The sequence below is a fragment of the uncultured Desulfovibrio sp. genome (assembly GCF_944327235.1).
GTDB lineage: Bacteria > Desulfobacterota > Desulfovibrionia > Desulfovibrionales > Desulfovibrionaceae > Desulfovibrio.
In genome coordinates, this window is the sequence record NZ_CALVHE010000018.1 from 1 (window position 1) to 24743 (window position 24743).

Annotated in this window: 18 protein-coding genes; 10 read left to right on the forward strand and 8 right to left on the reverse strand. The window is 60.4% G+C overall.

Annotated elements, in window-relative coordinates; translation table 11 throughout:
* Positions 1-179: 179 nt before the first annotated feature.
* Positions 180-866, reverse strand: a complete 687-nt coding sequence (locus tag Q0K00_RS04390; protein ID WP_366937602.1) for a GntR family transcriptional regulator — start codon at positions 864-866, stop codon at positions 180-182.
* A 213-nt stretch (positions 867-1079) separates the two neighbouring features.
* Between Q0K00_RS04390 and Q0K00_RS04395 the strand changes: the two genes are divergently transcribed.
* The 10 genes from Q0K00_RS04395 to hmcF all read left to right on the forward strand — a co-directional run bounded on the left by Q0K00_RS04395 (position 1080) and on the right by hmcF (position 19134).
* Positions 1080-2558, forward strand: coding sequence for an APC family permease (locus tag Q0K00_RS04395; RefSeq protein ID WP_297227619.1), 1479 nt, complete (start codon positions 1080-1082; stop codon positions 2556-2558).
* 44 nt (positions 2559-2602) lie between these two features.
* Positions 2603-3913, forward strand: a complete 1311-nt coding sequence (gene hisD, locus Q0K00_RS04400) for a histidinol dehydrogenase (protein WP_297227620.1) — start codon at positions 2603-2605, stop codon at positions 3911-3913.
* A 65-nt stretch (positions 3914-3978) separates the two neighbouring features.
* Positions 3979-5181, forward strand: coding sequence for an aminotransferase class I/II-fold pyridoxal phosphate-dependent enzyme (locus Q0K00_RS04405; protein ID WP_297227622.1), 1203 nt, complete (start codon positions 3979-3981; stop codon positions 5179-5181).
* A 65-nt stretch (positions 5182-5246) separates the two neighbouring features.
* The gene (locus Q0K00_RS04410; protein ID WP_297227623.1) at positions 5247-6248 is read left to right on the forward strand and encodes a D-cysteine desulfhydrase; all 1002 of its coding nucleotides are present in this window, start codon (positions 5247-5249) and stop codon (positions 6246-6248) included.
* A 58-nt stretch (positions 6249-6306) separates the two neighbouring features.
* A complete protein-coding gene (locus tag Q0K00_RS04415) occupies positions 6307-7086 on the forward strand; it encodes an amino acid racemase (protein WP_297227624.1) in 780 nt (259 codons plus the stop codon).
* Between the two features lie 613 nt (positions 7087-7699).
* Positions 7700-11923 (forward strand): DNA-directed RNA polymerase subunit beta, encoded by a 4224-nt coding sequence (gene rpoB / locus Q0K00_RS04420; protein WP_297227626.1) that lies wholly within the window; start codon positions 7700-7702, stop codon positions 11921-11923.
* Positions 11924-11987: 64 nt separating this feature from the next.
* On the forward strand, positions 11988-16157 hold the full coding sequence (rpoC, locus tag Q0K00_RS04425; RefSeq protein WP_297227627.1) for a DNA-directed RNA polymerase subunit beta': 4170 nt from the start codon (positions 11988-11990) through the stop codon (positions 16155-16157).
* A 446-nt stretch (positions 16158-16603) separates the two neighbouring features.
* The gene (locus tag Q0K00_RS04430) at positions 16604-16963 is read left to right on the forward strand and encodes a cytochrome c3 family protein (protein WP_297227628.1); all 360 of its coding nucleotides are present in this window, start codon (positions 16604-16606) and stop codon (positions 16961-16963) included.
* A 50-nt stretch (positions 16964-17013) separates the two neighbouring features.
* Positions 17014-17700, forward strand: a complete 687-nt coding sequence (gene hmcE, locus Q0K00_RS04435; RefSeq protein WP_297227629.1) for a sulfate respiration complex protein HmcE — start codon at positions 17014-17016, stop codon at positions 17698-17700.
* Between the two features lie 42 nt (positions 17701-17742).
* Positions 17743-19134 carry a sulfate respiration complex iron-sulfur protein HmcF gene (gene hmcF / locus Q0K00_RS04440; RefSeq protein ID WP_297227630.1) on the forward strand — a complete coding sequence of 464 codons (1392 nt, stop codon included), beginning with the start codon at positions 17743-17745 and terminating at the stop codon, positions 19132-19134.
* Positions 19135-19798: 664 nt separating this feature from the next.
* Here the strand turns inward: hmcF and Q0K00_RS04445 are convergent.
* The 7 genes from Q0K00_RS04445 to nusG all read right to left on the reverse strand — a co-directional run bounded on the left by Q0K00_RS04445 (position 19799) and on the right by nusG (position 24739).
* On the reverse strand, positions 19799-20848 hold the full coding sequence (locus tag Q0K00_RS04445; protein WP_297227631.1) for a hypothetical protein: 1050 nt from the start codon (positions 20846-20848) through the stop codon (positions 19799-19801).
* Positions 20849-20863: 15 nt separating this feature from the next.
* On the reverse strand, positions 20864-21595 hold the full coding sequence (locus Q0K00_RS04450) for a methyltransferase domain-containing protein (RefSeq protein WP_297227633.1): 732 nt from the start codon (positions 21593-21595) through the stop codon (positions 20864-20866).
* Between the two features lie 163 nt (positions 21596-21758).
* Entirely contained in the window at positions 21759-22148 is a 390-nt protein-coding gene (gene rplL / locus Q0K00_RS04455) for a 50S ribosomal protein L7/L12 (RefSeq protein WP_297227635.1), read from the reverse strand.
* Positions 22149-22198: 50 nt separating this feature from the next.
* Positions 22199-22723, reverse strand: a complete 525-nt coding sequence (rplJ, locus tag Q0K00_RS04460) for a 50S ribosomal protein L10 (RefSeq protein WP_297227637.1) — start codon at positions 22721-22723, stop codon at positions 22199-22201.
* A gap of 153 nt (positions 22724-22876) precedes the next feature.
* Complete coding sequence (rplA, locus tag Q0K00_RS04465; RefSeq protein WP_297227638.1) at positions 22877-23584, reverse strand: 50S ribosomal protein L1; 708 nt, start codon at positions 23582-23584, stop codon at positions 22877-22879.
* A 108-nt stretch (positions 23585-23692) separates the two neighbouring features.
* Positions 23693-24115: a 50S ribosomal protein L11 gene (gene rplK / locus Q0K00_RS04470; RefSeq protein WP_296304483.1), complete on the reverse strand. Its 423-nt coding sequence runs from the start codon at positions 24113-24115 to the stop codon at positions 23693-23695.
* 51 nt (positions 24116-24166) lie between these two features.
* Positions 24167-24739, reverse strand: a complete 573-nt coding sequence (gene nusG, locus Q0K00_RS04475) for a transcription termination/antitermination protein NusG (protein WP_296304484.1) — start codon at positions 24737-24739, stop codon at positions 24167-24169.
* Positions 24740-24743 lie beyond the last annotated feature (4 nt).

Consider the following 24743-nt stretch of genomic DNA (forward strand, 5'->3'; position numbering starts at 1 on the left):
ATGTGCCGCCATATAGTCTCTCCTCAGTGTAAGTGAAGAGATTATAACACACTCTTTAATTTGACGACACTACCTAGTATTGGCAGGCCCTGCGGGCGCATGGACGTACAGGCATCAACAACGAAGCAAGGGGGGACTTGCCCCCCTCAAAAAACGTAATGCGCACGGCCCCGGCAGTCTTACCGTCGGAAGCGCTTCATTTCCTCATGCACGAGCTCAAGGCCGATCATGATGTTCTTTTCCAGCGTGGACCGTAACAGTGCGGCATCCTTGCTGCGCAGGGCGGCAATGATGGCGGCGTGCTGCTGGTTGAACAACTCCTTGTGCTCCACGGAGTAGGACCGCAAGGTCAGGAAGGCTTGCACGAAGTCCATGAGATGTTCCACCACGGCGACAAGATGCGGCATCCGCGACAGCTCATAGAGCCGTCGATGGAACTCCCTGTCCATATGGAAGAAATAGATCTCCTCTCCGGCGGACTCCATCTCGCGCGCTGTCTCCTCCAGCGCATCCAGCTCGGCGGGGGTGGCCTGCAGCATGGCTTCCTCGGCAAGCGCCAGCTCCATACTGCAACGCTGCTCATAGATGAGCTTCATCTCGCGAAACCCCGGCGGGAGCATGACGATAGCGCCCTTGTGGGGGATATTCTGCACAAGGCCGGACTTGTCCAGCAACAGGAGAGCGTCACGGATAGGCCCGCGGCCGACTCCAAGACGCTGTTCAAGGTCCGTAAGGATGAGGCGCGTACCGGGCAGGGCGTCCCCCCTCATGATCATGTCGCGGATCATCTCATAGGCGGCGTGCGATTTTGTCGAACTATTTCGCTGTTTTTTTGTAGAATTCATGCGATATATATACGCTGACATATAAGGCGGGTCAATACGCTCTCAACCCTACCCAACGACCGCTATGCCTTATGTATCCTGGCTTTCCCGCGTACGCGCTCTTTTTTTCATAAAATATTTCATAAAATATTGACTTCTTCGTGCCGACCTTCTAGAGTAGCACCAACGGTACAGAAAACTTCCGTGATCCGTGGGCACATGGCACCTCAACCTTTTGCGAACAGGGGAAAGACCATGCAGCATGACCATCAGCACACACACCACCGCCACGAGCTCGGCAAGACCGTCCTGCCCATGCAGGCATGGGCGCTGGCGGTAGGCGCCATCATCGGCTGGGGATGCTTCATCCTGCCGGGAACGCGCTTCCTGCCCGACTCCGGCCCGCTGGCCAGTCTCATCGGTCTTGCCGTCGGCGGTCTTGCCCTGTGCATCGTCGCTCTGTGCTACGGCATCATGATCAAGGGCTACCCTGTGGCAGGCGGCGCTTTTGCCTACGCATTCGTGGGCTTGGGGCGACTGGCGGCCGTGGTGTGCGGCTGGGGGCTGGCGTTGAGCTACATCTGCGTCATCTCCCTCAATGCGACGGCCATCCTCCTGCTGACGCGCTTCCTCCTGCCCGGAGCCTTTGAAACGGGACACCTCTACAGCATTGCGGGCTGGAACGTGTACGCCGGAGAGATCGTCCTCATCTCGTTGGTCATCCTCTTCTTCGCCTTCATGAACTATCGCGGCAGCAACTGCGCCAATACCGTCCAGCTGTGGCTCTCGCTCTCGCTGGCCGCCGGGGTGGTGGCGCTGGCTGTCGGCTCCGGCATAGACGAAGGGGCGGGCTCCACCAATCTGATGCCGCTCTACAATGATCAGAACGGCCTGTTCGTGAGCATCATCTCCGTCGTGGCGCTTGCCCCCTTCCTCTATCAGGGCTTCGACACCATCCCGCAGACGGCCGAGGAGTTCAATTTCAGCCACGACAAGTCCACCATGCTCATGGTCATCTCCATCGTCTGCGGCTGCGTGCTCTACTCGCTCGTACTGGCCGCCGTGGCGATCATCCGGCCGTATCCCGAGCTCCTTGCCGCCGATCATCCCTGGCTGACGGGCGCCGTGGCAGGTATGGCCTTCGGCAAGTGGGGCGGCATCATCCTGGCGGTGCCGGTGCTGGCGGGCATCTTCTGCGGCATGAACGGGTATTTCATCGCCTCTACCCGCATCCTCTTCAGCATGGGGCGCAGCAAGTTCATCCCGGCTTGGTTCGAACGCATCCACCCGGAACACAAGACCCCGGTCAACGCCATCCTCTTCGTGCTGCTCTTCTCCCTGCTGGCGCCCTGGTTCGGCCGTCCCGTGCTGGTCTGGCTGACGGACACCTGTGCCCTGAGCGCCGCCCTGAGCTACTTCTTCACCTGTTACACCGCCTACAGGTACAGCGTCCGGCACGCTGACCGCGTCACCCTGCCGTTCGCCCGGCAGATAGCCTTCCTCGGCTGCGGGATCTCGGTCGTGAGCTTCTTTCTGCTGGCCGTACCCGGTTCCCCCGCCGCCATCAGCGCCGAATCCTGGGGACTGCTGCTGGTCTGGTGCGTGCTGGGCGTCCTCTTCTACCGCCGCCGCGCAGACGAGCTCAAGGCCATCTCCACGGAGCAGCTCCAGTACATGCTGCTTGGCGATACGGCCCGCCCGTTGCTTTTCACTGAAGGGAAAATTTTTCGCTAGAAAAATTTCATGAAATAATTCATAAATCTCGAAGGAGCAGGATCATGCGTTACATCAAGCAAGCCACCAAGTCCGCTGAAGACAACAGCAAGCAGGCCCGCATCGCCGTCGAGCAGATGCTGAAAGAGATCCGCGCCGGACGCGAAGATGCCGTCCGCCAGCTGGCCAAGAAGTTCGATAACTGGGATCAGGAATTCATCCTGAGCGACGCCAAGCGTCAGGAACTCATCGGCATGGTCCCCGAAAGCGTCAAGCGCGATCTGGAATTCGCCCACAAGCAGGTCTCCGGCTTTGCCAAGGCCCAGCGCGAGAGCATCCATGAATTCGAGACCGAAGTGACGCCCGGCGTGGTGCTGGGACAGCGCATCATCCCCATGGATGTGGCCGGATGCTATGTGCCCGGCGGCCGCTTTGCCCATGCCTGCTCGGCCCTGATGAGCGTGGCCACGGCCAAGGCGGCGGGCGTGCCCTTCATCGTGGCCGCCACCCCGCCGCGCGGCACGCACATCGACCCCGCCACCTGCTACGCCATGCATATCGCCGGTGCGGACATCATCCTTGAGATGGGCGGCGTACAGGCCATCGCCACCATGGCCTACGGTCTGTTCACCGGCAAGCCCGCCAATATCCTGGTCGGTCCCGGCAACGCCTACGTGGCCGAAGCCAAGGCCCTGCTGAGCGGTTCCGGCCTCTGCGGCATCGACGTGTTCGCCGGTCCCACGGAATCCGGCATCATCGCTGACGAAACGGCCGATCCCATGACGGTGGCCATCGACCTTGTCTCTCAGGCGGAGCATGGCTACAATTCGCCGGTCTGGCTCTTCACCACCAGCGAGACGCTGGCCGAACAGGTGCTTGAACTCATGCCCAAGCTCTGCGCCGACATGCCCAACCCCGACGTGCCGCTGAGCGCCTGGCGCGATTACGGCGAGATCGTCCTGTGCGACGACCGCGAAGAGATGGCTTCCGTCAGCGACCATTATGCTCCCGAACACATCCAGGTGATCGCGAAAGATCTTGACTGGTGGCGTACCCGCCTGCGCTGTTTCGGTTCGCTCTTCCTGGGCGAGGGCAGCACCGTGCCGCACGGCGACAAGTGCTCCGGCACCAACCACATCCTGCCCACCAAGAAGGCCGGTTACTACAGCGGCGGCCTCAATGTGCACAAGTTCCTCAAGATCTGCACCTATCAGCACATCGATCCGGACAAGAACGACATCATCGGCGGCGCGGCCTCCCGTCTTTCCCGCGTTGAAGGCATGGAAGGCCATGCGCGCGCCTGCGACTGGCGTCTGCGGAAGTTCTATCCCGGCCGGGAGTGGGACTTCCCCGTGTACGAACATCCCAAGTACTAAACAGCGAACGATGACGGCAGGCGGCCGTGTCCCGCCTGCCGCCGCAACCCGGCAAGGAGCCTCACATGAAGACATTCACCAAGGATTTCACCCTGCAGGAACCCATTCCTCAGGAAGGCATCGAGCTGGCGCTCGGCGTCATGCAGACCGGCCGCCTGCACCGTTACAACACCATGCCCGGCGAAAAGGGCTATGCCGCGGAACTGGAAGAGGCCTTTGCCGCCTATATGGGCTCCCGCTACTGTCTTGCCTGCGCGTCCTGCGGCAGCGCGCTCTATATCGCGCTCAAGAGTCTGGGCGTCCAGGCCGGGGATACCGTCCTCTGCAACGCCTACACCCTGGCACCCGTGCCCGGCGCCATTGAAAATGCGGGCGGCAAGATCGAACTCGTCGAGATCACCGATGATTACACCATCAACATCGAGGATCTTGACGCCAAGGCCGCCAAGACCGGCGCGCGTTTCTTCCTGCTCTCGCACATGCGCGGCCATATGGCCAACATGGACAAGGTCATGGAAGTGGTGCGCAAGCACGACCTCATCCTGCTGGAAGACTGCGCCCACACCATGGGCGGCAGCTGGGACGGCAAAAAGAGCGGCACCTTCGGGCACGCGGCCTGCTACAGCACCCAGACCTACAAGCACATGAACTCCGGCGAGGGCGGCCTGCTCATCACCAATGACGATCTGGTCATGGCCCGCGCCATCATGTACTCCGGCTCCTATATGCTCTATACCGCGCACACGGCCCGCCCGGATGTCTCGGTCTTCGAGAAGGTCAAGAAGGTCACGCCGAACTTCAGTTCGCGCATGGACAATCTGCGCGCCGCGCTGCTGCTGCCGCAGCTGAAGATCCTCGACGAGCAGTGCCGCCGCTGGAACGTGCTGCATGACCACATGGCCGCCCGGCTCAAGGCCATCCCCGGCGTCGTCTGCCCGCAGCGCGACCCCCGCGAAAGCTATGTGGGCAGCTCCATCCAGTGGAACCTGCCCAAGGCCGGCTACGCCGATATCGAGACCTTCATCGCCAAGTGCGCCGAACGCGGCGTCTCCGTCAAATGGTTCGGCAACAAGGAGCCCAACGGTTTCACCAGCGCCTATGACAGCTGGCAGTATTTCCCCTATCTGGCCACGCTCGACCTGCCCACCACGCGGCGCGTGCTGGCCACCATGTGCGACATGCGCCTGCCCCTGACCTTCACCGTCGAGGACTGCGACGTCATTGCCGACATCATTGCCGAGGTCGTTACGGAAATGGGCCTGCGCTAGTGCGCCGTAAAGTCCGTTTTCGCCCCCTGTCTTTCATCCTCTAACCAGATATTGAGGTTTTCAGCATGAATCTCGCCAAGTTCCCCCGTCGCGGCTATGTCACCGAACCCACGCCCCTCGAATACCTGCCCAACTTCAGCAAGGCGCTGGGCGGCAAGGTCAACATCTACATCAAGCGTGACGACCTCCTGCCCGGTACCGCGGGCGGCAACAAGACCCGCAAGCTGGACTTCGTCATGGCCGACGCCCTGGCGCAGGGCGCCGACACCATCATCACCTGCGGCGCCGTCCAGTCCAACCACTGCCGCCTGACCCTTTCCTGGGCCGTCAAGGAAGGGCTGGACTGCCACCTCGTCCTCGAAGAGCGCGTGACGGACAGCTACAAGCCTGAAGCCTCCGGCAACAACTTCCTCTTCCAGCTGCTGGGCGTGAAGAGCATCACCGTCGTGCCCGGCGGCAGCAACATGATGGAAGAGATGGGCAAGGTGGCCGACAAGCTCAAGGCGCAGGGCAAAAAGCCCTATATCGTGCCCGGCGGCGCTTCCAACAAGATCGGCGCTCTCGGCTATGTGAGCTGCGCCGAGGAGACGCTGCGTCAGCTCTTCGAGAAAGGCATCAACATCGACCACATGGTGGTGCCCAGCGGCAGCGCCGGGACCCATGCGGGCATCATCGCGGGCATGTTCGGCAACAATGCGGGCATCCCGGTGACCGGCATCGGCGTCAACCGTCCCAAGCCCGTGCAGGAAGCGGCCGTGCACAAGCTGGCGCAGGAAACGCTGGACTACATCGGGGCCGGCGTGAGCCTGCCCACCGAAAAGGTGGTGGCCTTCGACGATTATGTCGGCCCCGGCTACTCCCTGCCCACCGACAGCATGGTGGAAGCCGTGAAGCTGCTGGCCCAGACCGAAGGCATCCTGCTTGATCCGGTGTACTCCGGCAAGGCCATGGCCGGTCTCATCGACCTGGTGCGCAAGGGCCACTTCGCTGACGGCAGCAATGTGCTCTTCCTGCACACCGGCGGCTCCCCGGCCCTGTATGCCTATCTTGACACCTTCCGCAAATAAGCCTTTCAACCTGCCGGGACGGCGTGCTGCCGTCCCGGCAGCCTCAGGAACGACCCACATGTCTACCCAGCAGCTGCCTCCTTCCATCGGCGTCCTCGGCGGTCTCGGCCCCTATGCGGGGCTCGATCTGGTACACAAGATCTTTGACTGTTGCCCTGCCCACCGGGATCAGGACCATCTCCCCGTCATGCTCTACTCCTTTCCCAACGAGATCCCTCCCCGGGTGGAGTTCCTGCTGGGCAGCAGCCCGACCAATCCCGGCCATGCCATGGGGGACATCATGGTACGGCTGGCGCAGGCTGGAGCCACCGTCATCGGTATGCCCTGCAATACGGCGCACAGCGCGCCCATGCTGGATGTGGCCCTTGAGCGCCTGAAGCGCTCCGGTTTCACGGGCCGTTTCATCCACATGATCACGGCCACCGCGGAATATCTGCGCAAGACCTTCCCCCAGGCCCGGCGTATCGGCGTCCTCTGCACGCAGGGCGCCTACGCGTCGCAGGTATTCACGCAGCATTTCCAGCCGGCGGGACTTGAGGTCATCTATCCCGACGAAGCCGGACGCGACGCCCTGCAACATGCCATCAGCGATCCGGACTTCGGCATCAAGGCCTTCTCCCAGCCTGTCACCGCGCAGGCGCGCGCAGCCATCGAAGCACAGGCCGAAAGCCTGCGCTCCCGGCAGGCGGACGTCATCCTGCTCGGCTGCACCGAGCTGCCGCTGGCGCTGGAAGGCAAGGATTTCCGGGGGATCCCCCTCGTGGACCCCACGCGCATCCTGGCGCGCTGCCTCGTCGAGGCGTTCGCACCCCATGTCGTATGCTCCGACGGCAAGTAGGGGACATCCCTGCCCTGCCGCCGGGAGCCTCCTCCCGCCCGGCGGCAGGAAAAATGAACGCACGACCCGCCGGCAAAACGTTTTGGCACAAACGTACGCCGGCAAACAGCAAGGACGCGACCCGAAAGAGCTCCAGGCATAAGCAAACTCCTGAAAGGCATCCTGTCGGTCATGGTAGCCTCCAGTCGGCAGAGCCCGCCCTCCTTTTCGCCGCACACCGAAAAGGAGGGCTTTGTTTTCCTTCCTCCCTGCACGATCGCAGACCGGAAGCGCGCCGCCCGGCAAAAAGGCTGCGGGAAAAAAAGACTTGCCAAAAAGAAAAACTAAGGCTATGAGCATTGATTCCTATAATGCATTGGGGGATACTCTGGTCACGACGGCAAAACGCACACGCACGGCATAGATTTTTTCAGGCAGGCAAACGGAACGCCCCGTAAAGGGGGGTGCGCCCGTTTGTCCTTTGTTGCGTCTTTGACCAGAAACCCAAGGGAACTACGCTTCGGACAGCGGCACACTGACGTCGCCCGCAGAGCGTGCGTCCGCCCGGCGGCACGGGGCCACCCCACCCGGCGTCAGGAACCGAAGCGCAACCGCTACCCACTTGAGGTACAGCATGGGCCAGCTTATCAAACAGTTCGGCAAGATCAAAGTTTCGCTCCCCATCCCGCACCTGCTCAATCTTCAGATAGACTCGTACGAGAAGTTTCTGCAGGAAGGCGTGGCCGAGGCCGACCGCAAGCCCGATGAAGGGCTGGAAGGCGTGTTCCACACCGTCTTTCCCATCGAAGATTTCAACAAGACCGCCAGTCTGGAGTTCGTGAGCTACGAAGTTCAGGAGCCCAAGTACGATCAGGCCGAATGCATTTCCAAGGGGCTGACCTACGAAGCGCCCGTGCGCATCAAGGTCCGCCTTGTGGTCTATGACATGGATGAAGCCTCCGGCAACCGGACCATCCGCGACATCAAGGAGCAGGACATCTATTTCGGCACCCTGCCCCTGATGACCGAAAAGGGCACCTTCATCATCAACGGCACCGAGCGCGTCATCGTCAATCAGCTCCAGCGCTCGCCCGGCATCATCTTCGAGCACGACGGCGGCAAGACGCATACCAGCCGCAAGGTGCTCTACTCCTGCCGCGTCATCCCCATGCGCGGCTCCTGGCTCGACTTCGACTTCGACCACAAGGACATCCTCTACGTCCGTATCGACCGCCGCCGCAAAATGCCCGCCACCATCCTGTTCAAGGCCATGGGCATGACCAAGACGGACATCCTGGACTACTTCTATACCCGCGAGCACTACCAGCTCGCCGATCCCGACCGCCTGTTCTGGGAAGTGGAGAAGGACCTCTACCGCAAGGACAATGCCTACGCCGATATCGCCGCTCCGGACGGCACGGTCCTCGTCAAGGCGGGCAAACTCATCACCAAGCGCGGCTGGCGGCAGATCTGCGAGGCGGGCATCCCCACCATCGAAGTGCGCCCGGACACCCTTGACGGCATGTTCCTTGCCGAGGACGTGGTGGCCGAAGGCAGCGGCGAAGTACTGGCCGAAGCCGCGGACGAGATCACTCCCGGTCTGCTGGAACGTATGCGGGATGCGGGCATCCGGCGCATCGCCGTGCTGCACACCAAGGGCACGGACACCTCCTCCTCCATCCGCGACACCCTCATGCAGGACCGCATCGCGGATCAGGAAAAGGCTCAGGAGGAGATCTACCGCCGTCTGCGCCCCTCCTCCCCGCCCACCGCGGAGATCGCGGCCAGCTTCTTCGACAATCTTTTCCGCAATCCCGACTACTACGACCTGTCGCCCGTGGGCCGCTACAAGCTCAACCAGCGCCTTGCCCTCACCGCGCAGGCGGTGGCCGGGGCCGAGCTGTCCGCCTACGACAAGAAGTTCGTCAACGAGGACGGCAAGACCCTTGAGGAAAAATTCCACGGTCTGCTGGAGAACCGCACGCTCAACGATCACGACATCCTGACCGCCATCAAGGTGCTCGTGCAGTTGAAGGACAGCCACGGCCCCGCCGACGACATCGACCATCTGGGCAACCGCCGCGTGCGTCTGGTGGGCGAACTGGTGGAGAACCAGTACCGCATCGGCCTCGTGCGCATGGAACGCGCCATCAAGGAGCGCATGAGCCTGCAGGAGATCTCCACGCTCATGCCGCATGACCTCATCAATCCCAAGCCGGTCGCGGCCGTGCTCAAGGAATTCTTCGGCACGTCCCAGCTCTCGCAGTTCATGGACCAGACCAACTCCCTGTCCGAAGTGACGCACAAGCGGCGTCTCTCCGCTCTGGGTCCCGGCGGTCTGACCCGTGAGCGCGCGGGCTTTGAAGTGCGCGACGTGCACACCTCCCACTACGGACGCATCTGCCCCATCGAGACGCCCGAAGGCCCGAACATCGGTCTCATCGTCTCGCTGACCACCTTTGCCCAGGTCAACGACTTCGGCTTCATCGAAACGCCCTACCGCGTCATTCGCGACGGTTACGTCACGGATGAGATCGTGCATCTCGACGCCTCGCGCGAATCCGATGCCGTGGTGGCTCAGGCCAATGTGCGCATCGACGCCGACGGCCGTCTGGCCGACGAATTCGTCACCGTGCGCGTCAAGGGCGAAGTGGAGATGCGCTCCCGTGACGAAGTGACCCTCATGGACATCTCGCCCAGCCAGATGGTGTCCATCTCCGCCGCGCTCATCCCCTTCCTGGAGCATGACGACGCCAACCGCGCGCTCATGGGCTCCAACATGCAGCGCCAGGCCGTGCCGCTGCTGCGTAGTGAAAAGCCGCTGGTGGGTACCGGCATGGAAGTGGACGTGGCGCGCGACTCCGGCGCCTGCATCGTGGCCCCGGCCGACGGCGTGGTCAAATACGCCGACGCCGACCGCATCGTGGTGGCCTATGAAGGCGGGCTGTTCAAGCAGTCCGGCGGCGTCAAGGCCTACGATCTGCTCAAGTACCACAAGTCCAACCAGAACTCCTGCTTCGGCCAGAAGCCGACCTGCTATCCCGGCCAGATCGTGAAAAAGGGCCAGATCCTGGCCGACGGTCCGGGCATCGACGAAGGCACGCTGGCGCTGGGCAAAAACCTCGTGGTGGCCTTCATGCCCTGGTGCGGCTACAACTACGAAGACTCCATCCTCATTTCCGAACGTGTGGTCAAGGAAGACATCTTCACTTCCGTCCATATCGAGGACTTCGAGGTGGTGGCCCGCGACACCAAGCTGGGACCGGAAGAGATCACCCGCGATATCCCCAACGTCAGCGAGGACATGCTCCGCAACCTCGACGAGAGCGGCATCATCCGCATCGGCGCGGCCGTGAAGCCTGACGACATCCTGGTGGGCAAGATCACCCCCAAGGGCGAGACCCAGCTCACCCCTGAAGAAAAGCTGCTGCGGGCCATCTTCGGTGAAAAGGCCCGCGACGTGAAGAATACCTCCCTCAAGGTGCCGCCGGGAGTGGAAGGTACGGTCATCGACGTCAAGGTCTTCAACCGTCGCTCCGGCGAAAAGGATGAGCGTACCCTGGCCATCGAGGCCCACGAGACCGCCGTGCTCGACCAGAAGGAAGCCGATCACCTGCGCGCGCTCTCCGACCGGACGCGCACGCTCATCGCGCCCCATGTCGTGGGCAAGCAGGTGGCCACCACCGTGCCCGGCAAGAAGAAGGGCGAGGTGCTGGTGGAGGCCGGCGCGGCGCTGAGCGAGGAGCAGCTCGAGCAGATCCCCGTCAGGAAGCTGGCCGGGCTCTTCAAGAGCAAGGAAGTCAACGACAACGTGGCCGAACTGCTGCGCGCCTATGACCTGGAGGTCGAGTACCTCAAGGGCATCTACGACTCCAAGCGCGAAAAGGTCACCGAAGGCGACGATCTGCCCCCCGGCGTCATCAAGATGGTCAAGGTCTACATCGCCATCAAGCGTAAGCTCTCGGTGGGCGACAAGATGGCCGGCCGTCACGGGAACAAGGGTGTCGTCTCCTGCATCCTGCCGGAAGAGGACATGCCCTTCTTTGCCGACGGGCGTCCCGTGGACATCGTGCTCAACCCGCTGGGCGTGCCCTCGCGAATGAACATCGGCCAGATCATGGAGACACACCTCGGCTGGGGCGCCAAGGAGCTCGGCCGTCAGCTCGCTGAGCTGGTGGACTCCGGCGCCGCTGTGGCCACCGTCCGCGCCGACGTGAAGGACGTGTTCAACTCCGAGGCCATCAACGAGCTGGTGGACAGCATGGACGACGAAGAGTTCATCGCCTCGGTGAAGAAGCTGCGCAACGGCATCGTGACCCGTACGCCGGTCTTTGACGGCGCCACGGAAGACGAGATCTGGGGCTGGATGGTCAAATCCGGTATGCCGCATGACGGCAAGACCGTGCTCTATGACGGCCGTACGGGCGTGCCCTTCAAGAACCGCGTGACCACCGGCGTCATGTATATCCTGAAGCTGCACCACCTGGTCGACGAAAAGATCCACGCCCGCTCCACCGGCCCCTACAGCCTCGTGACCCAGCAGCCTCTGGGCGGTAAGGCCCAGTTCGGCGGTCAGCGTCTCGGGGAAATGGAAGTCTGGGCTCTGGAAGCTTACGGCGCGGCCTATCTGCTGCAGGAATTCCTCACGGTCAAGTCCGACGACGTGACGGGCCGTGTGAAGATGTACGAAAAAATCGTCAAGGGCGACAACTTCCTCGAAGCCGGTCTGCCCGAGTCCTTCAACGTGCTGGTGAAGGAACTCATGAGCCTGGGCCTCGACGTGACCCTGCACGAGGAAGAAGGCAAGAAAAAGCCCAAGCGCGTCGGCTTCATGCGTGAGCAGGAAGTGGACGAGTAGCTGCCGGCCATCCGCCGGACAGAGGCAAGGACTGTAACGAGCTTTTGACAAGCAAGGTAGCTATATGAGCCTGGACGATCTCTTCACCGTACGCGGCACGTCGGCCAACGTGACCAACATCCGCAACCTGAAAGCCATCCAGATTTCCATCGCTTCGCCCGAAGCCATCCGCGCATGGTCCTACGGCGAAGTGAAGAAACCGGAAACCATCAATTACCGCACCTTCAAGCCGGAGCGGGACGGCCTGTTCTGCGCCAAGATCTTCGGCCCCGTGAAGGACTACGAATGCAACTGCGGCAAGTACAAGCGCATGAAGCATCGCGGCATCGTCTGCGAAAAGTGCGGCGTGGAAGTCATCGCTTCCAAGGTGCGCCGCGAGCGCATGGGCCACATCGAGCTTGCCGCGCCTGTTGCCCACATCTGGTTCCTCAAGACCCTGCCCTCCAAGATCGGCACCCTGCTGGACATGACCATGGCCGATCTGGAAAAGGTGCTCTACTTCGATTCCTACATCGTGCTTGATCCCGGCCAGACCAACCTGCAGAAGCAGCAGGTCATCTCCGAGGACCAGTACCTCCAGATCCTGGATCATTACGGCACCGACGACGTGCTCACCGTGGGCATGGGCGCCGAGGCCGTACGCTCGCTGCTGGAAGAGCTGGACCTCGAGAAGCTCCGCATCGAGTTGCGCGAGGAAGGCGAGACCACCAAGAGCCAGACCAAGAAAAAGAAGATCACCAAGCGGCTGAAGATCGTCGAGGCCTTCCTCGAATCCAACAACAAGCCCGAATGGATGATCATGGAAGTCATTCCGGTCATCCCGCCGGAACTGCGTCCCCTCGTTCCGCTGGACGGCGGCCGCTTCGCCACCTCCGACCTGAACGACCTCTACCGTCGCGTCATCAACCGCAACAACCGCCTCAAGCGGCTCATGGAGCTGGGCGCGCCGGAGATCATCATCCGCAACGAAAAGCGCATGTTACAGGAAGCCGTGGACGCCCTGTTCGACAACGGCCGTCGCGGTCGTGCCATCGCGGGCACCAACGGACGTCCCCTCAAGTCCCTGTCCGACATGATCAAGGGCAAGCAGGGCCGCTTCCGTCAGAACCTGCTGGGCAAGCGCGTGGACTACTCCGGCCGTTCGGTCATCACCGTGGGCCCCTACCTCAAGCTGCATCAGTGCGGCCTGCCGAAAAAGATGGCGCTGGAACTCTTCAAGCCCTTCATCTATTCGGAGCTGGAGAAGCGCGGCCACGCCACCACCATCAAGAGCGCCAAGAAGATGGTGGAGCGCGAGGAACTGGTGGTCTGGGACATCCTCTCCGAAGTGGTGCGGGAGTATCCCATCCTGCTCAACCGCGCTCCGACCCTGCACCGTCTGGGTATCCAGGCCTTTGAGCCCCTGTTGGTGGAAGGCAAGGCCATCCGTCTGCATCCGCTGGTCTGCTCCGCCTACAACGCGGACTTCGACGGCGACCAGATGGCCGTGCACATCCCGCTGTCCGTGGAGGCGCAGATCGAGTGCCGCGTGCTCATGATGAGCACCAACAACATCCTTTCTCCGGCCAACGGCGGCCCGGTCATCGTGCCCTCGCAGGACATCGTGCTCGGCCTCTACTACATGACCGCCGAACGCAGCTTCGAGGAAGGCGAAGGCATGACCTTCTGCGGCCCGTGGGAAGTGGAAGCCGCCTACGACGCCGGTTCCGTCTCCCTGCACGCCCGCATCCGGGTGCGTATGCCCGACGGCAAGATCTACGACACCACGCCCGGACGCGTGCTGGTGAGCAACATCCTGCCCCCCGAACTGGGCTTCGAGCATGTGAACCTCATCCTCACCAAGAAGAACATCGCCCGCCTCGTGGGCGCTGCCTACCGCCAGTGCGGCATCAAGGCCACGGTCATCCTCTGCGACCGCCTCAAGGACATGGGTTACGAGTTCGCCACCCGCGCCGGTGTGACCATCGGCGTGAAGGACCTCACCATCCCGGCGCGCAAGAAGGAGATCCTGGCCGCATCGCAGGCGGAAGTGGACGACATCGAACGCCAGTACCGGGACGGTATCATCACCCGTACCGAAAAGTACAACAAGGTCGTGGACGTCTGGACCAAGGCCACGCAGGACGTTTCCGCGGAAATGACCAAGGAGATCTCCTACGATATCCTTACCGACCCCAAGACCGGACGTCAGGAAAAGAACCAGAGCTTCAACCCCATCTTCATGATGTCCAACTCCGGCGCGCGAGGCAACCAGGACCAGATGCGCCAGCTCGCCGGTATGCGTGGTCTCATGGCCAAGCCTTCCGGGGAAATCATCGAAACGCCCATCACCTCCTCATTCCGTGAGGGCTTGTCGGTGTTGCAGTACTTCACCTCCACCCACGGCGCACGCAAGGGTCTGGCCGACACCGCTCTCAAGACGGCCAACTCCGGTTATCTGACCCGTCGCCTCGTGGACGTGGTGCAGGATGTCATCGTCTCCGAGCACGATTGCGGCACGGTGGACGGCGTGGAACTCACCCACCTCAAGGACGGCGGCGACATCAAGACGCCCCTGTCCGAGCGTGCCATCGGGCGTGTGCTGCTCTACCCTGTCTATGATCCCGAAAATCCCGACGTGGTCCTGCTGCCGGAAAACACCCTCATCAACGAGAATGAGGCGCAGATCCTCGAACAGCACGGCGTGTCCTCCATCATGGTGCGCTCGCCGCTGACCTGCCAGTCCGAGCGCGGCATCTGCGCGCTCTGCTACGGGCGCGACCTGGCCCGCGGCCATCTGGTCAACATCGGGGAGACCGTGGGCATCATCGCGGCCCAGTCCATCGGTGAGCCGGGCACCCAGCTCACCATGCGTACCTTCCACATCGGCGGTACGGCCTCCAGCACCATCGAAAAGAACAAGTTCGAGGCGCTCAACGCCGGTCGGGTCATCTTCAACCGCGTCAAGGCCGTCACCAACCGTGACGGCGTCCAGCTCGTCATCGGCAAGAGCGGCCAGCTCTCCATCGTGGACCCGCAGGGCCGCGAGCGTGAGAAGTACATCCTGCCCAACGGCGCACGCCTCAACGTGCAGGACGGACAGGAAGTGACCAAGGGCATCGTGCTGGCCGAATGGGACCCCTTCAACGAACCCTTCGTCAGCGAAGTGGACGGCAATATCCGCTTTACCGACATCGTGGACGGCAAGACCGTGCAGGAAAAGGTGGACGATGTGACCCGTCAGGCTTCCCTGACCATCATGGAATACCGCACCACCAACTTCCGTCCGTCCGTATCGGTCTGCGATGACGAAGGCAACGTCAAGATGCGCACCTCGAGCCACACGGCGGCGGTCTACAGCCTGCCGGTGGGCTCCATCATCATGGTCAAGGACGGTGAGACCATCCAGGCCGGCGACATCATCGCCCGCAAGCCCCGCGAAACGTCCAAGACCAAGGACATCGTGGGCGGTCTTCCCCGCGTGGCCGAGCTCTTTGAAGTGCGCAAGCCCAAGGACATGGCCGTGGTCTCGGAGATCTCCGGTACCGTCACCTATGCCGGGGAATCCAAGGGCAAGCGCAAGCTCGTGGTGACGCCGGAGATCGGTGAGGCCAAGGAATACCTCGTGCCCAAGGGCAAGCATATCACCGCCACGGACGGCGATTTCGTGGAGGCGGGCGATCCGCTCACCGAAGGCTATCCCGAACTGCACGATATCCTGCGCACCCGCGGTGAAAAGTATCTTGCCCGCTATCTGGTGGACGAGATCCAGGAAGTCTACCGCTTCCAGGGCGTGGGCATCGACGACAAGCACATCGAAGTCATCGTGCGCCAGATGCTCAAGAAGGTGACCATCCTGGATTCCGGCGGCACGAGCTTCCTTGTGGGCGAACAGGTGGACAAGGCCGAATTCAAGGCCGAAAACGCCAAGGTCATGGCCGAAGGACGCCAGCCCGCCACGGCGGAACCGCTGGTACTGGGCATCACGCAGGCCTCGCTGACCACGTCCTCCTTCATCTCGGCGGCGTCCTTCCAGGAAACCACCAAGGTGCTGACCGAAGCCTCGCTCAAGGGCAAGATGGACTATCTGCGCGGCCTCAAGGAAAACGTCATCGTCGGCCGCCTCATCCCTGCCGGTACCGGTTACCGCGAGTACGTGCACGGCGACATCGTCGTGCCCGATCAGCGGGAACGGCCCGACAAGTTCCTGGAGGATCTGGAAGAGAATCCCGTGCTCGTGGATCTCGGTTCCTAGCCCTTCCCAGAAAAGACTAAGCCCCCGGCACAGCCGGGGGCTTTTTTGCGTCCTTCACGCAGCGGCTCGCCGTTGCCGATCAAAGCCTGCCGTGCCTGGGCGGCAACATCCTCTTGCCGGGCAAAAGATGCTTGCCTAGCCGCCTTCCCTATGCTATAGGCAAGACGTATCATGTCTTTGCAACTCCCCGCAGGAGCGCTGTTCCTGCGGGTGCCTTTCGGCCTTCCCGCAGCATGGTTTCGCACAGTTTTCGGCAACGCCTCCGGCCTTGCCTATTTGCTGTTGCGGCGGGGAATCAGGGACAGGATGCGATGGAACCTGGCGGGTACTGGACCGCACGCCGGTGATGCAGCGTGCTTCCAGCGGCGGCATGGGCCGTCCGGCTACAATTTTCAGCCCCTTTGACAAGGACTTGTATGAAAGCCCCAAACACGAAACAGATGGTTATGGCGTGTGCCGCGTGCCTGCTGACGCTGGGCCTTGCCCTGCCTTCCGGCGCCACGGCCGAGGAGTTCATCCCCTTCAAGAGCACCGGCATCAGCGGTGAAAAGATGCCCAAGGTCTTTTTCACTCACGACAAGCATGTGGAGTACGTCAAGGAAGACTGCTCCGCCTGTCACCGCGACGACAGCCCCGACCAGTTCCTTGATGTGAACGCCCAGCCGGAAGGCAAGAAGGTCGCCTACATGCACGAGACCTGTACGGCCTGCCATATCAAGTACAACAAGGGCCCGCGTCTTACCGAATGCCGTACCTGCCACAGCGCCTCCATTGCCGCGCAGCAGGGCGCCGCTGCCGCGAAGTAGCAGCCGCATCCACGCACAGTCAACTTTCGTCCTTCAGGAGGCATCTCCACATGATCAATTTCGTGACTGGCCCGCTGTTTACCCTGTCGCTTGCGGTTTTCGCGCTGGGTCTCATCTTCCGTATGGTCGCCTATGTAGCCGGTCTTGACGGCAAGGCCGACCGCATCGCTTACCGCGCACACACGGATCGCTCCATCCCCGGCATCTTCGCGTCCATCATCAAATGGCTCATCCCCGGCGGCAGCCGCGGCTGGCGGGCCCAGCCGGTAGCGGCCGTCCTCTTCTTCCTGCTCCATTTCGGCGCGGTGCTCGTGCCCCTTTTCCTGCTCGGGCATACCGTCATCCTTGAAAACTCCTGGTTCGGCATCTCCTTGCCCGCTCTGCCTGCCGACCTGGCCGACCTCCTGAGCATCCTGAGCCTCGTGGCTCTGGTGCTGCTGGTCGTGCGCCGCATCCGTCTGGCCAAGCTGCGCATCCTGACCACCGCCGGGGACTGGTTCATCCTTTTCCTGACCATCATGCCCTTCCTTACCGGCATCGTTGCCCGCTTTGAACTGTGCGGCAATTATGAAGGCTGGATGCTGGCCCATGTGCTCTTTGGCGAACTTTTCCTCATCCTTGCGCCCTTCACCAAGCTTTCGCACATCGCGCTGTTCTTCATGTCCCGTGCCCAGATCGGCATGGACTATGCCATCAAGCGCGGCGGCGCTGCCCGTGGCGGCGCTTTCCCCTGGTAGTAGGGCCATCCCAGCATTCTTTTCCTTTGAAAGGAGCCTCTAATGTCTGAAATGCTTTGCACCCCAAAGCCGCTGACCACCAAGGAAGAAATCCATACGCTTCTGCAGGATAAGGGCGGTGCCAAATATTATGCCCAGATGAAACAGATGAAGGTGGATACGGAAGCCCTTGCCCGTGATGTGGAAGCGGCCTGCAAGTCTTCCCGTACCCGCACCTGGTTGAGCCTTTGCGCCCGTTGCGGCATGTGCGCCGAAAGCTGCTTCCTGTATCAGGCCAATGATCAGGACCCCAAGCAGGTTCCGTCCTACAAGTTCCAGAGCACCCTGGGCGAGCTGGTGCGCCGCAAGGGCCAGGTGGATACCGAATTCATGCTCCATTGCATGGAAGTCGCCTGGTCCCAGTGCACCTGCTGTAACCGCTGCTCGCTCTACTGCCCGCACGGCATCGACACCGGCGTGCTTATCAGCATCCTGCGCGGCCTGCTCTTCAAGCACGGTTTCGTGCCGTGGGAACTGAAGATCGGCTCCGGTATGCACCGTGTCTACGGCGCGCAGATGGACGTCAGCCAGGAAGACTGGCTCGACACCTGCGAATGGATGGTGGACGAGAACTCCGACGAGTGGCCTGGTCTGGAGATCCCTGTGGACAAGGAAGACGCGGACATCATGTATATCCTCAATGCCCGCGAAGTGAAGCACTATCCCGACGATATCGCTAAGGCTGCCATTCTCTTCCATGTGGCCGGCGAAAACTGGACCGTGCCGAGTGAAGGCTGGGAAAACACCTCCCTCACCATGTTTGCCGGTGACTGGGAAGGTGCTGCCAACAACGTCAAGCGCATCTACAAGTCCGTGGAGAAGCTGCGTCCCAAGACCGTTGTGGGCACCGAGTGCGGCCATGCCCACCGCGCCACTGTAGTGGAAGGCCCCTACTGGGCCGGTCAGCCTGACGGCGATCCGCCGGTCAAGTTCATGCACTATGTGGAATGGGTGGCCATGGCTCTGCGTACCGGCAAGCTCAAGATCGATCCCGCCAAGAAGATCAAGGTGCGCTGCACGCTGCAGGACTCCTGCAACTATGTGCGCAACAATGGTCTGGGTAAGTACACCCGCGAGATCATGAGTTACATTGCCGAGGATTTCGTGGAAATGTCTTCCTGCGGTGACCATAACTACTGCTGCGGCGGTGGTGGCGGTTTCAACGGCGTGGGTCTGTACCGCAAGCAGCGCAATGTGGGCCTCAAGATGAAGCTCAAGCAGATCCAGGACACGGGCGCCGAGCTGGTCATCGCCCCGTGCCACAACTGCTGGGACGCCATCCGTGACATGATGGAAGAGTATGAAGTCCACAACATCAAGTGGTCCTTCCTCAAGCCCCTGCTCGTGGATATGATCCAGATCCCCGAGAATATCGAGCACAATCCTCAGGAATAGTCGCGCGTAACAAGTGGACTAGCTAAATAAAGGCGGCCGGAAACTTCCGACCGCCTTTTTGCATGTGTGGTGTGATCCATTCCTTTTTCCCGCCAGACGTACACTCCTGGCTTACAGTTCCTTTCTTCCACCCCCGGGAACGACCTTTCGTACAAGGCACCAGTAGATACCCCCCAAAAATACATACTGTAATGGCTAACCGCCTTCGCTCGCGCTGTGACAGCCTCACCTTGTTCACGGCGAAAGTACAACGTAGACAAATCGGCAAAGTCACGCTCAGGCAGGACATGCTGCTGACCTTTTTGCAAGGTCACCCGAACGTGTCCCACCTCTGTGAGCTCAGCCCGGAAGCGCGCTCCACTACCACCATTTTTGAGACGGGTCCGGTAGGTAGCCGGATGCATTGCAAGGAATCAGCCATGCGTCATGTGCTGAACACGTCACCCACACTGTGCTGTATCTGTCATGATGTATTCCCTACGGGCATTTCTCGGACACTCAGAGGTCCGCAGCGCCTGCAATGGTTACAGGTGCATAAGACCTCCGTACACGCTCATATACCAGTCCATGCAACCTTGACTCTGGCAAAATGAAAGCCCCCATCACCAGAAATTGGCAATGGAGGCTTTTCAAACGACAAGCAACGGGGATGCCTGGCCGCAGTCTATTTGAAATCTTCGGGGATCTGCTTGACCTCGCGAATGTACAGAACGTCACCACTGTTCAGCGCGACGGTCTGCCAGCGCGTCAAACACTTCAGCTTGCCACCGGCCAGAAGCGCTTTGCCGATCTCCGAATCGGCAGCCATCTCGATGGTCCAGGCCTGCTTGAAAGGCTCACCGGGCTGGAGCGGCGCCGCCTTATCGAGATACCGGTCAAGGATGGGCTTTCCCGACTCGCTGAGTATCGTCACGTGCAGGCTGTAGCCGTTGACGCGTTCAGCCGTGGCATTGCGGCCCATGACGATGACACGGACCAAAAGCGTCTTGTTGTCGGAAATCACGCCCGCTGCAGCTTCACAGGACTGGATGGGAAGCGTCGCGTTCATGCGCTGCTGCGTCACTTCGTTTTTCTTAATCAGCTGCAGCCGTTTGGCTTCATTTCGTTTGAGCTGAGCTTCCCGGAATTGGGCAACCAGCTCGCGGGCATTGGGAAGGTCCGTAATGACCCAGCCGGACGGAGTACGCTGCAGCAGGAAAATCAGATTAAAATCTTTATCAAACTGGGGATGATGAAGCGTAGCTGAGACAAAGGCCAGATTGGGGTCACCCGTCCCAGTGGTATTGAGCGCAAGACTGTGCTGCAGTTGCTTCACAAAATCCGGCGGCAAGATCTCAAGAGGCTGCTCAAGCGCTTCCTCAGGCGTCAGTTCGCGCTGCTTCCCCCTCTCCTTCGCCAGGAGACGCTCCTGCAGATACGTCTGCAGTCGCTGCATGATCGCTTGCTGCTGGTTAGCCCCCTGCTCGATGAAAGGATAAAATTCCGCAATGCTTTGCGCAATGCGCTGGTTCATCGCAGGAAAATTCACCTGGACCGAAAGCTGCTCTTCATCAATGCTCTTGAGGTTGTCTCTCAGCATATCAAAGGCATATTGACTGCTCTGGAGATACTGGTAATGCTTCCAGCCTTCCCAGCCGCCGTAAGCCAACGCAATGACCAATGCCACAAGCGCGATTTTAAGCTTGGCCTTCAGCAGGTTTTCCTTCAGGGACATAGCATTCATCCTTTTTCAGTTCTTGCCGCCAGCGCGGCATTCCATCACAGCGGCCCCCTGCGCAAGAGGACCGGTATGCCCGGTCCGCAAACCAAGGGGCGTACCGCTGGCCGCAGGATCCAAATTGATACGGAGCAGGGTCCAAGCTCCAAGCAAAGCCGTACAAATGCGTCCGGCACCGCCCAATAAGCTGAACAGGCCGGAAACGAGGGGCAGCGGTAAACAGCCGTTCAGACGCTTCTTGCAGGGAAGATCCCGAACAGCTGCCAACACCTGCCAGACATAGAGACCTCTGCACGGCAACGTAATGCGGCTCCATCCAAACGCATGGAGCGCACGAAGCAACGAACTCCTGTTCCAGAAACTGATCACAACGCCGCGAGACGCTATCCGCACCGCTTCCTTCACAGCTTGGCGCATCTGCGCCGCATCATGCTCGCCAAGATGCAGGATGACCCAGTCGAAAGCATCCGTCTCCACAGGGATATCATCATCCGAAGCTGCGAGAATCTCGGTACCGTACGGCGCATTGGCGGCGGCAGCACTACGCTCATCTGGAGAAGCAGCAGTACCGGTCACATCGAAGCCGCATTCCCAGAGCATTTGCAAGCAAAGCCCTTTACCGCAGTTTATCTCCAGCAGACGTGTATTGCGCCTGCGCCAGGAGGCGATATCAGCCTGAAGGGCCGCCGCGCAGCAGGTCCACATCCAACGGTCCAGATCATTGTCATGCGGCAGCTCGTGCATGTATCTCCTCGTAAGACGGTAAAAAACACATACCGCTAGCCGGCATGATTGCTTTCTCCAAGTATCATCGGCAGAATATACAGATTGCATATACACCGAAAGCAAAAAATAAAAAAGGGTGGGGAAAACCCCACCCTTGAAAAGCAAAGAAAGCGAACTGCAACTACTTGATTTCGACAGTAGCGCCAGCTTCGGTGAGCTGCTTCTTGGCTTCTTCGGCTTCTTCCTTGGAAACGCCTTCCTTGAGGGTGGAGGGGCAGCCGTCCACCTTTTCCTTGGCTTCCTTGAGGCCAAGGCTGGTAAGAGCGCGAACGACCTTGATGACGCCGATCTTGTTGGCGCCGGCGTCCTTCAGGATGACGTCGAATTCGGTCTTTTCTTCAGCGGCTTCAGCGGCGCCACCAGCAGCGGGAGCAGCCATCACCATGGCGGCAGCGGGAGCAGCGGCAGAAACACCGAACTTCTCTTCCAGTTCCTTGATGAACTCGGAGAGTTCCAGAACGGTCATGTTGGAGATAAACTCGACAACTTGTTCTTTGGTCACGTCAGACATGGTATTCTCCTGAAATCTTTGGCAATTTGTTGATGTATGGCCTGTTTGCCCTACGCTGCCTTGGCCTTCTGCTCTTCAATGGCCTTGAGAGCATAAAGCATACCGCGAATGATATTGGCGAACAGAGAAACAAAATTGGTGGGCACCGCGTTCATGGTGCCAAGGACCTGGCCGAGCAGCTGATCCTTGGACGGGAGCGTCGCCAGCGCTTCAACCTGGGCAGGAGTCATTTCCTTGCCTTCAAGGCTGGCAGCGCGCATGGAGAAGAGCTTGCTCTTCTTGGCGAAATCACTCAACGCTTTGGCCACCGCCACCGGGTCATCGAATCCAAGGGCAATGGCGCAGTTTTCATGGAACTTGTCCTTCACCACGTCATGCGGCCCACCGGTGAACGCAATCCGAGCCAGGGTATTTTTGACGACGTAGTATTCGCCGCCAGCCTTGCGCAGGCTGTCCCTGAGGCTCGTCAGCTCTTCCACCGTCATACCCTTGAAATCGGTCAGCACAGCGAAAGAAGCGCTTTCGGCTCTGGCCTTGATCGCCTCGATAACTGCTGCTTTTTGAGACCTATCCACGTGATACTCCTCACGTTGGGGGTTGCCGTGTGGAATGCCGAGCCAAAGATAGTCTGGACAGGATGTTTAAAGAAAGCTCTGCCTGTCGTCTTCGACTCGAAATCCCTTGCCTTAGCCGATATCTGCCGGAAATATCCGGCAACTCCCGAAGGACTAGCCTTCGAGAAATTTCTTGACCTGGGTCATGTCGATCTTGAAGCCAGGGCCCATGGTCGTGGAGACAGCCATGGAGAGCATGTAGGTCCCCTTGGCGCCGGAGGGCTTCAGACGGTTGACCGTTTCAAGCAGCGCCTTGAGGTTGCCAAGGATCTTTTCGCTGCCGAAGGACACCTTGCCCAGAGGGGCATGGAGGACACCGGCCTTGTCGACCTTGAAGTCGACGCGACCAGCCTTGAGTTCGTTGACTGCCTTGGCCACGTCGAAGGTCACAGACCCCGTCTTGGCGTTCGGCATGAGGCCACGGGGGCCAAGCTGACGACCGATCTGGCCCACGAGAGCCATCACGTCCGGAGTGGCCACGGCGGCATCGAATTCGAGCCAGCCTTCCTTGACCTTGGCCACGAGGTCTTCGGCACCCACGATGTCCGCACCGGCGTTCTTCGCTTCGGCCTGCTTTTCACCCTTACAGAACACGGCCACGCGCACTGTCTTGCCCAGCCCGTGAGGGAGGGTCACAGCGCCGCGAACCATTTGATCGGAATATTTGGGGTCGACGCCAAGGCGGATGGCCACATCGACCGTTTCATCAAACTTGGCGAAGGAGGCGGCAAGGGACTTGCTCACAGCGTCTTCGATGCTGAAGCGCTCCTGCAGGTCAACACCTTCCAGCGCCTTGCGAAAATTCTTTCCATGCTTGGGCATGTTAGTATCCTTATCGTCTTATCTCCTGTCGAAAGCTCATCTTGCGTGAGTTCGGCAGTACAATTGATGCAAACGCGGGCGAACGTTTCGCCCAGGGAGCGGAAGTCCCTACTTGACGTCAATGCCCATGCTGCGCGCCGTGCCCATGATGGACTTCACGGCGGCTTCCAGATCGACGGCATTAAGATCCGGCAGTTTCAGCTTGGCGATCTCTTCGATCTGCGCCATGCTCAGGCTACCGACTTTCTTGCGGTTGGGCTCACCGGACCCCTTTTCGATCTTGGCGGCTTTCATGATCAGCACGGAGGCCGGGGGCGTCTTGGTGATGAAGGTGAAGGAGCGGTCGGCGTACACCGTGATCACCACAGGGATGATCATGCCCTTCTGATCCTGGGTACGAGCATTGAACTCCTTGCAGAAGCCCATGATGTTCAGGCCGTGCTGACCAAGCGCAGGACCAACCGGCGGAGAAGGATTGGCTGCACCGGCAGGGATCTGCAACTTGATTTTGGCGACTTCTTTTTTGGCCATGTTCTGTTGTCCTCTTGTCTCCGGAAGCAGGGTGAGGCGTCCGGATCTTTACTAGCCCTTGGAAACCTGCACGAAATCCAGCTCGACAGGCGTTTGACGGCCAAAGATCGAAACGGAAACGCGCAGCTTGCCCTTGTCGTAGTTGACATCTTCCACAACGCCGTTGAAGCCGCCGAAGGGCCCGTCGATAACGCGCACATCATCGCCGCGATCAAAATTGAATTTGGGTCGCGGCGTTTCCTGACGACTCTCCATAAGGGAGAGAATGCGCTCGGCCTCGCTGTCGCGCATGGGAGTCGGACGGTTTTTTCCGCCCACAAAGCCTGTAACCTTGGGGATGGATTGCACCAGATGCCAAGAAAGGTCAGTCATGATCATCTTGACCATGATGTAACCGGGGTAGAACTTGCGGGTCGTCGTACGCTTCTCTCCGCCCTTGCCAAGCTCCATCACCTTTTCAGTGGGAACGATAACTTCCTGAATGAGGCCCTCGTCCTGGCCGGTGCGGATCATCTCGTTGATGGTCTTTTGCACGCGCTGCTCAAAACCTGAGTAGGTGTGCACGATGTACCAGCGAGACTTCTTGCCCAGCTCGGAATTCTCGTCGATGACAACTTCATTCATGGAA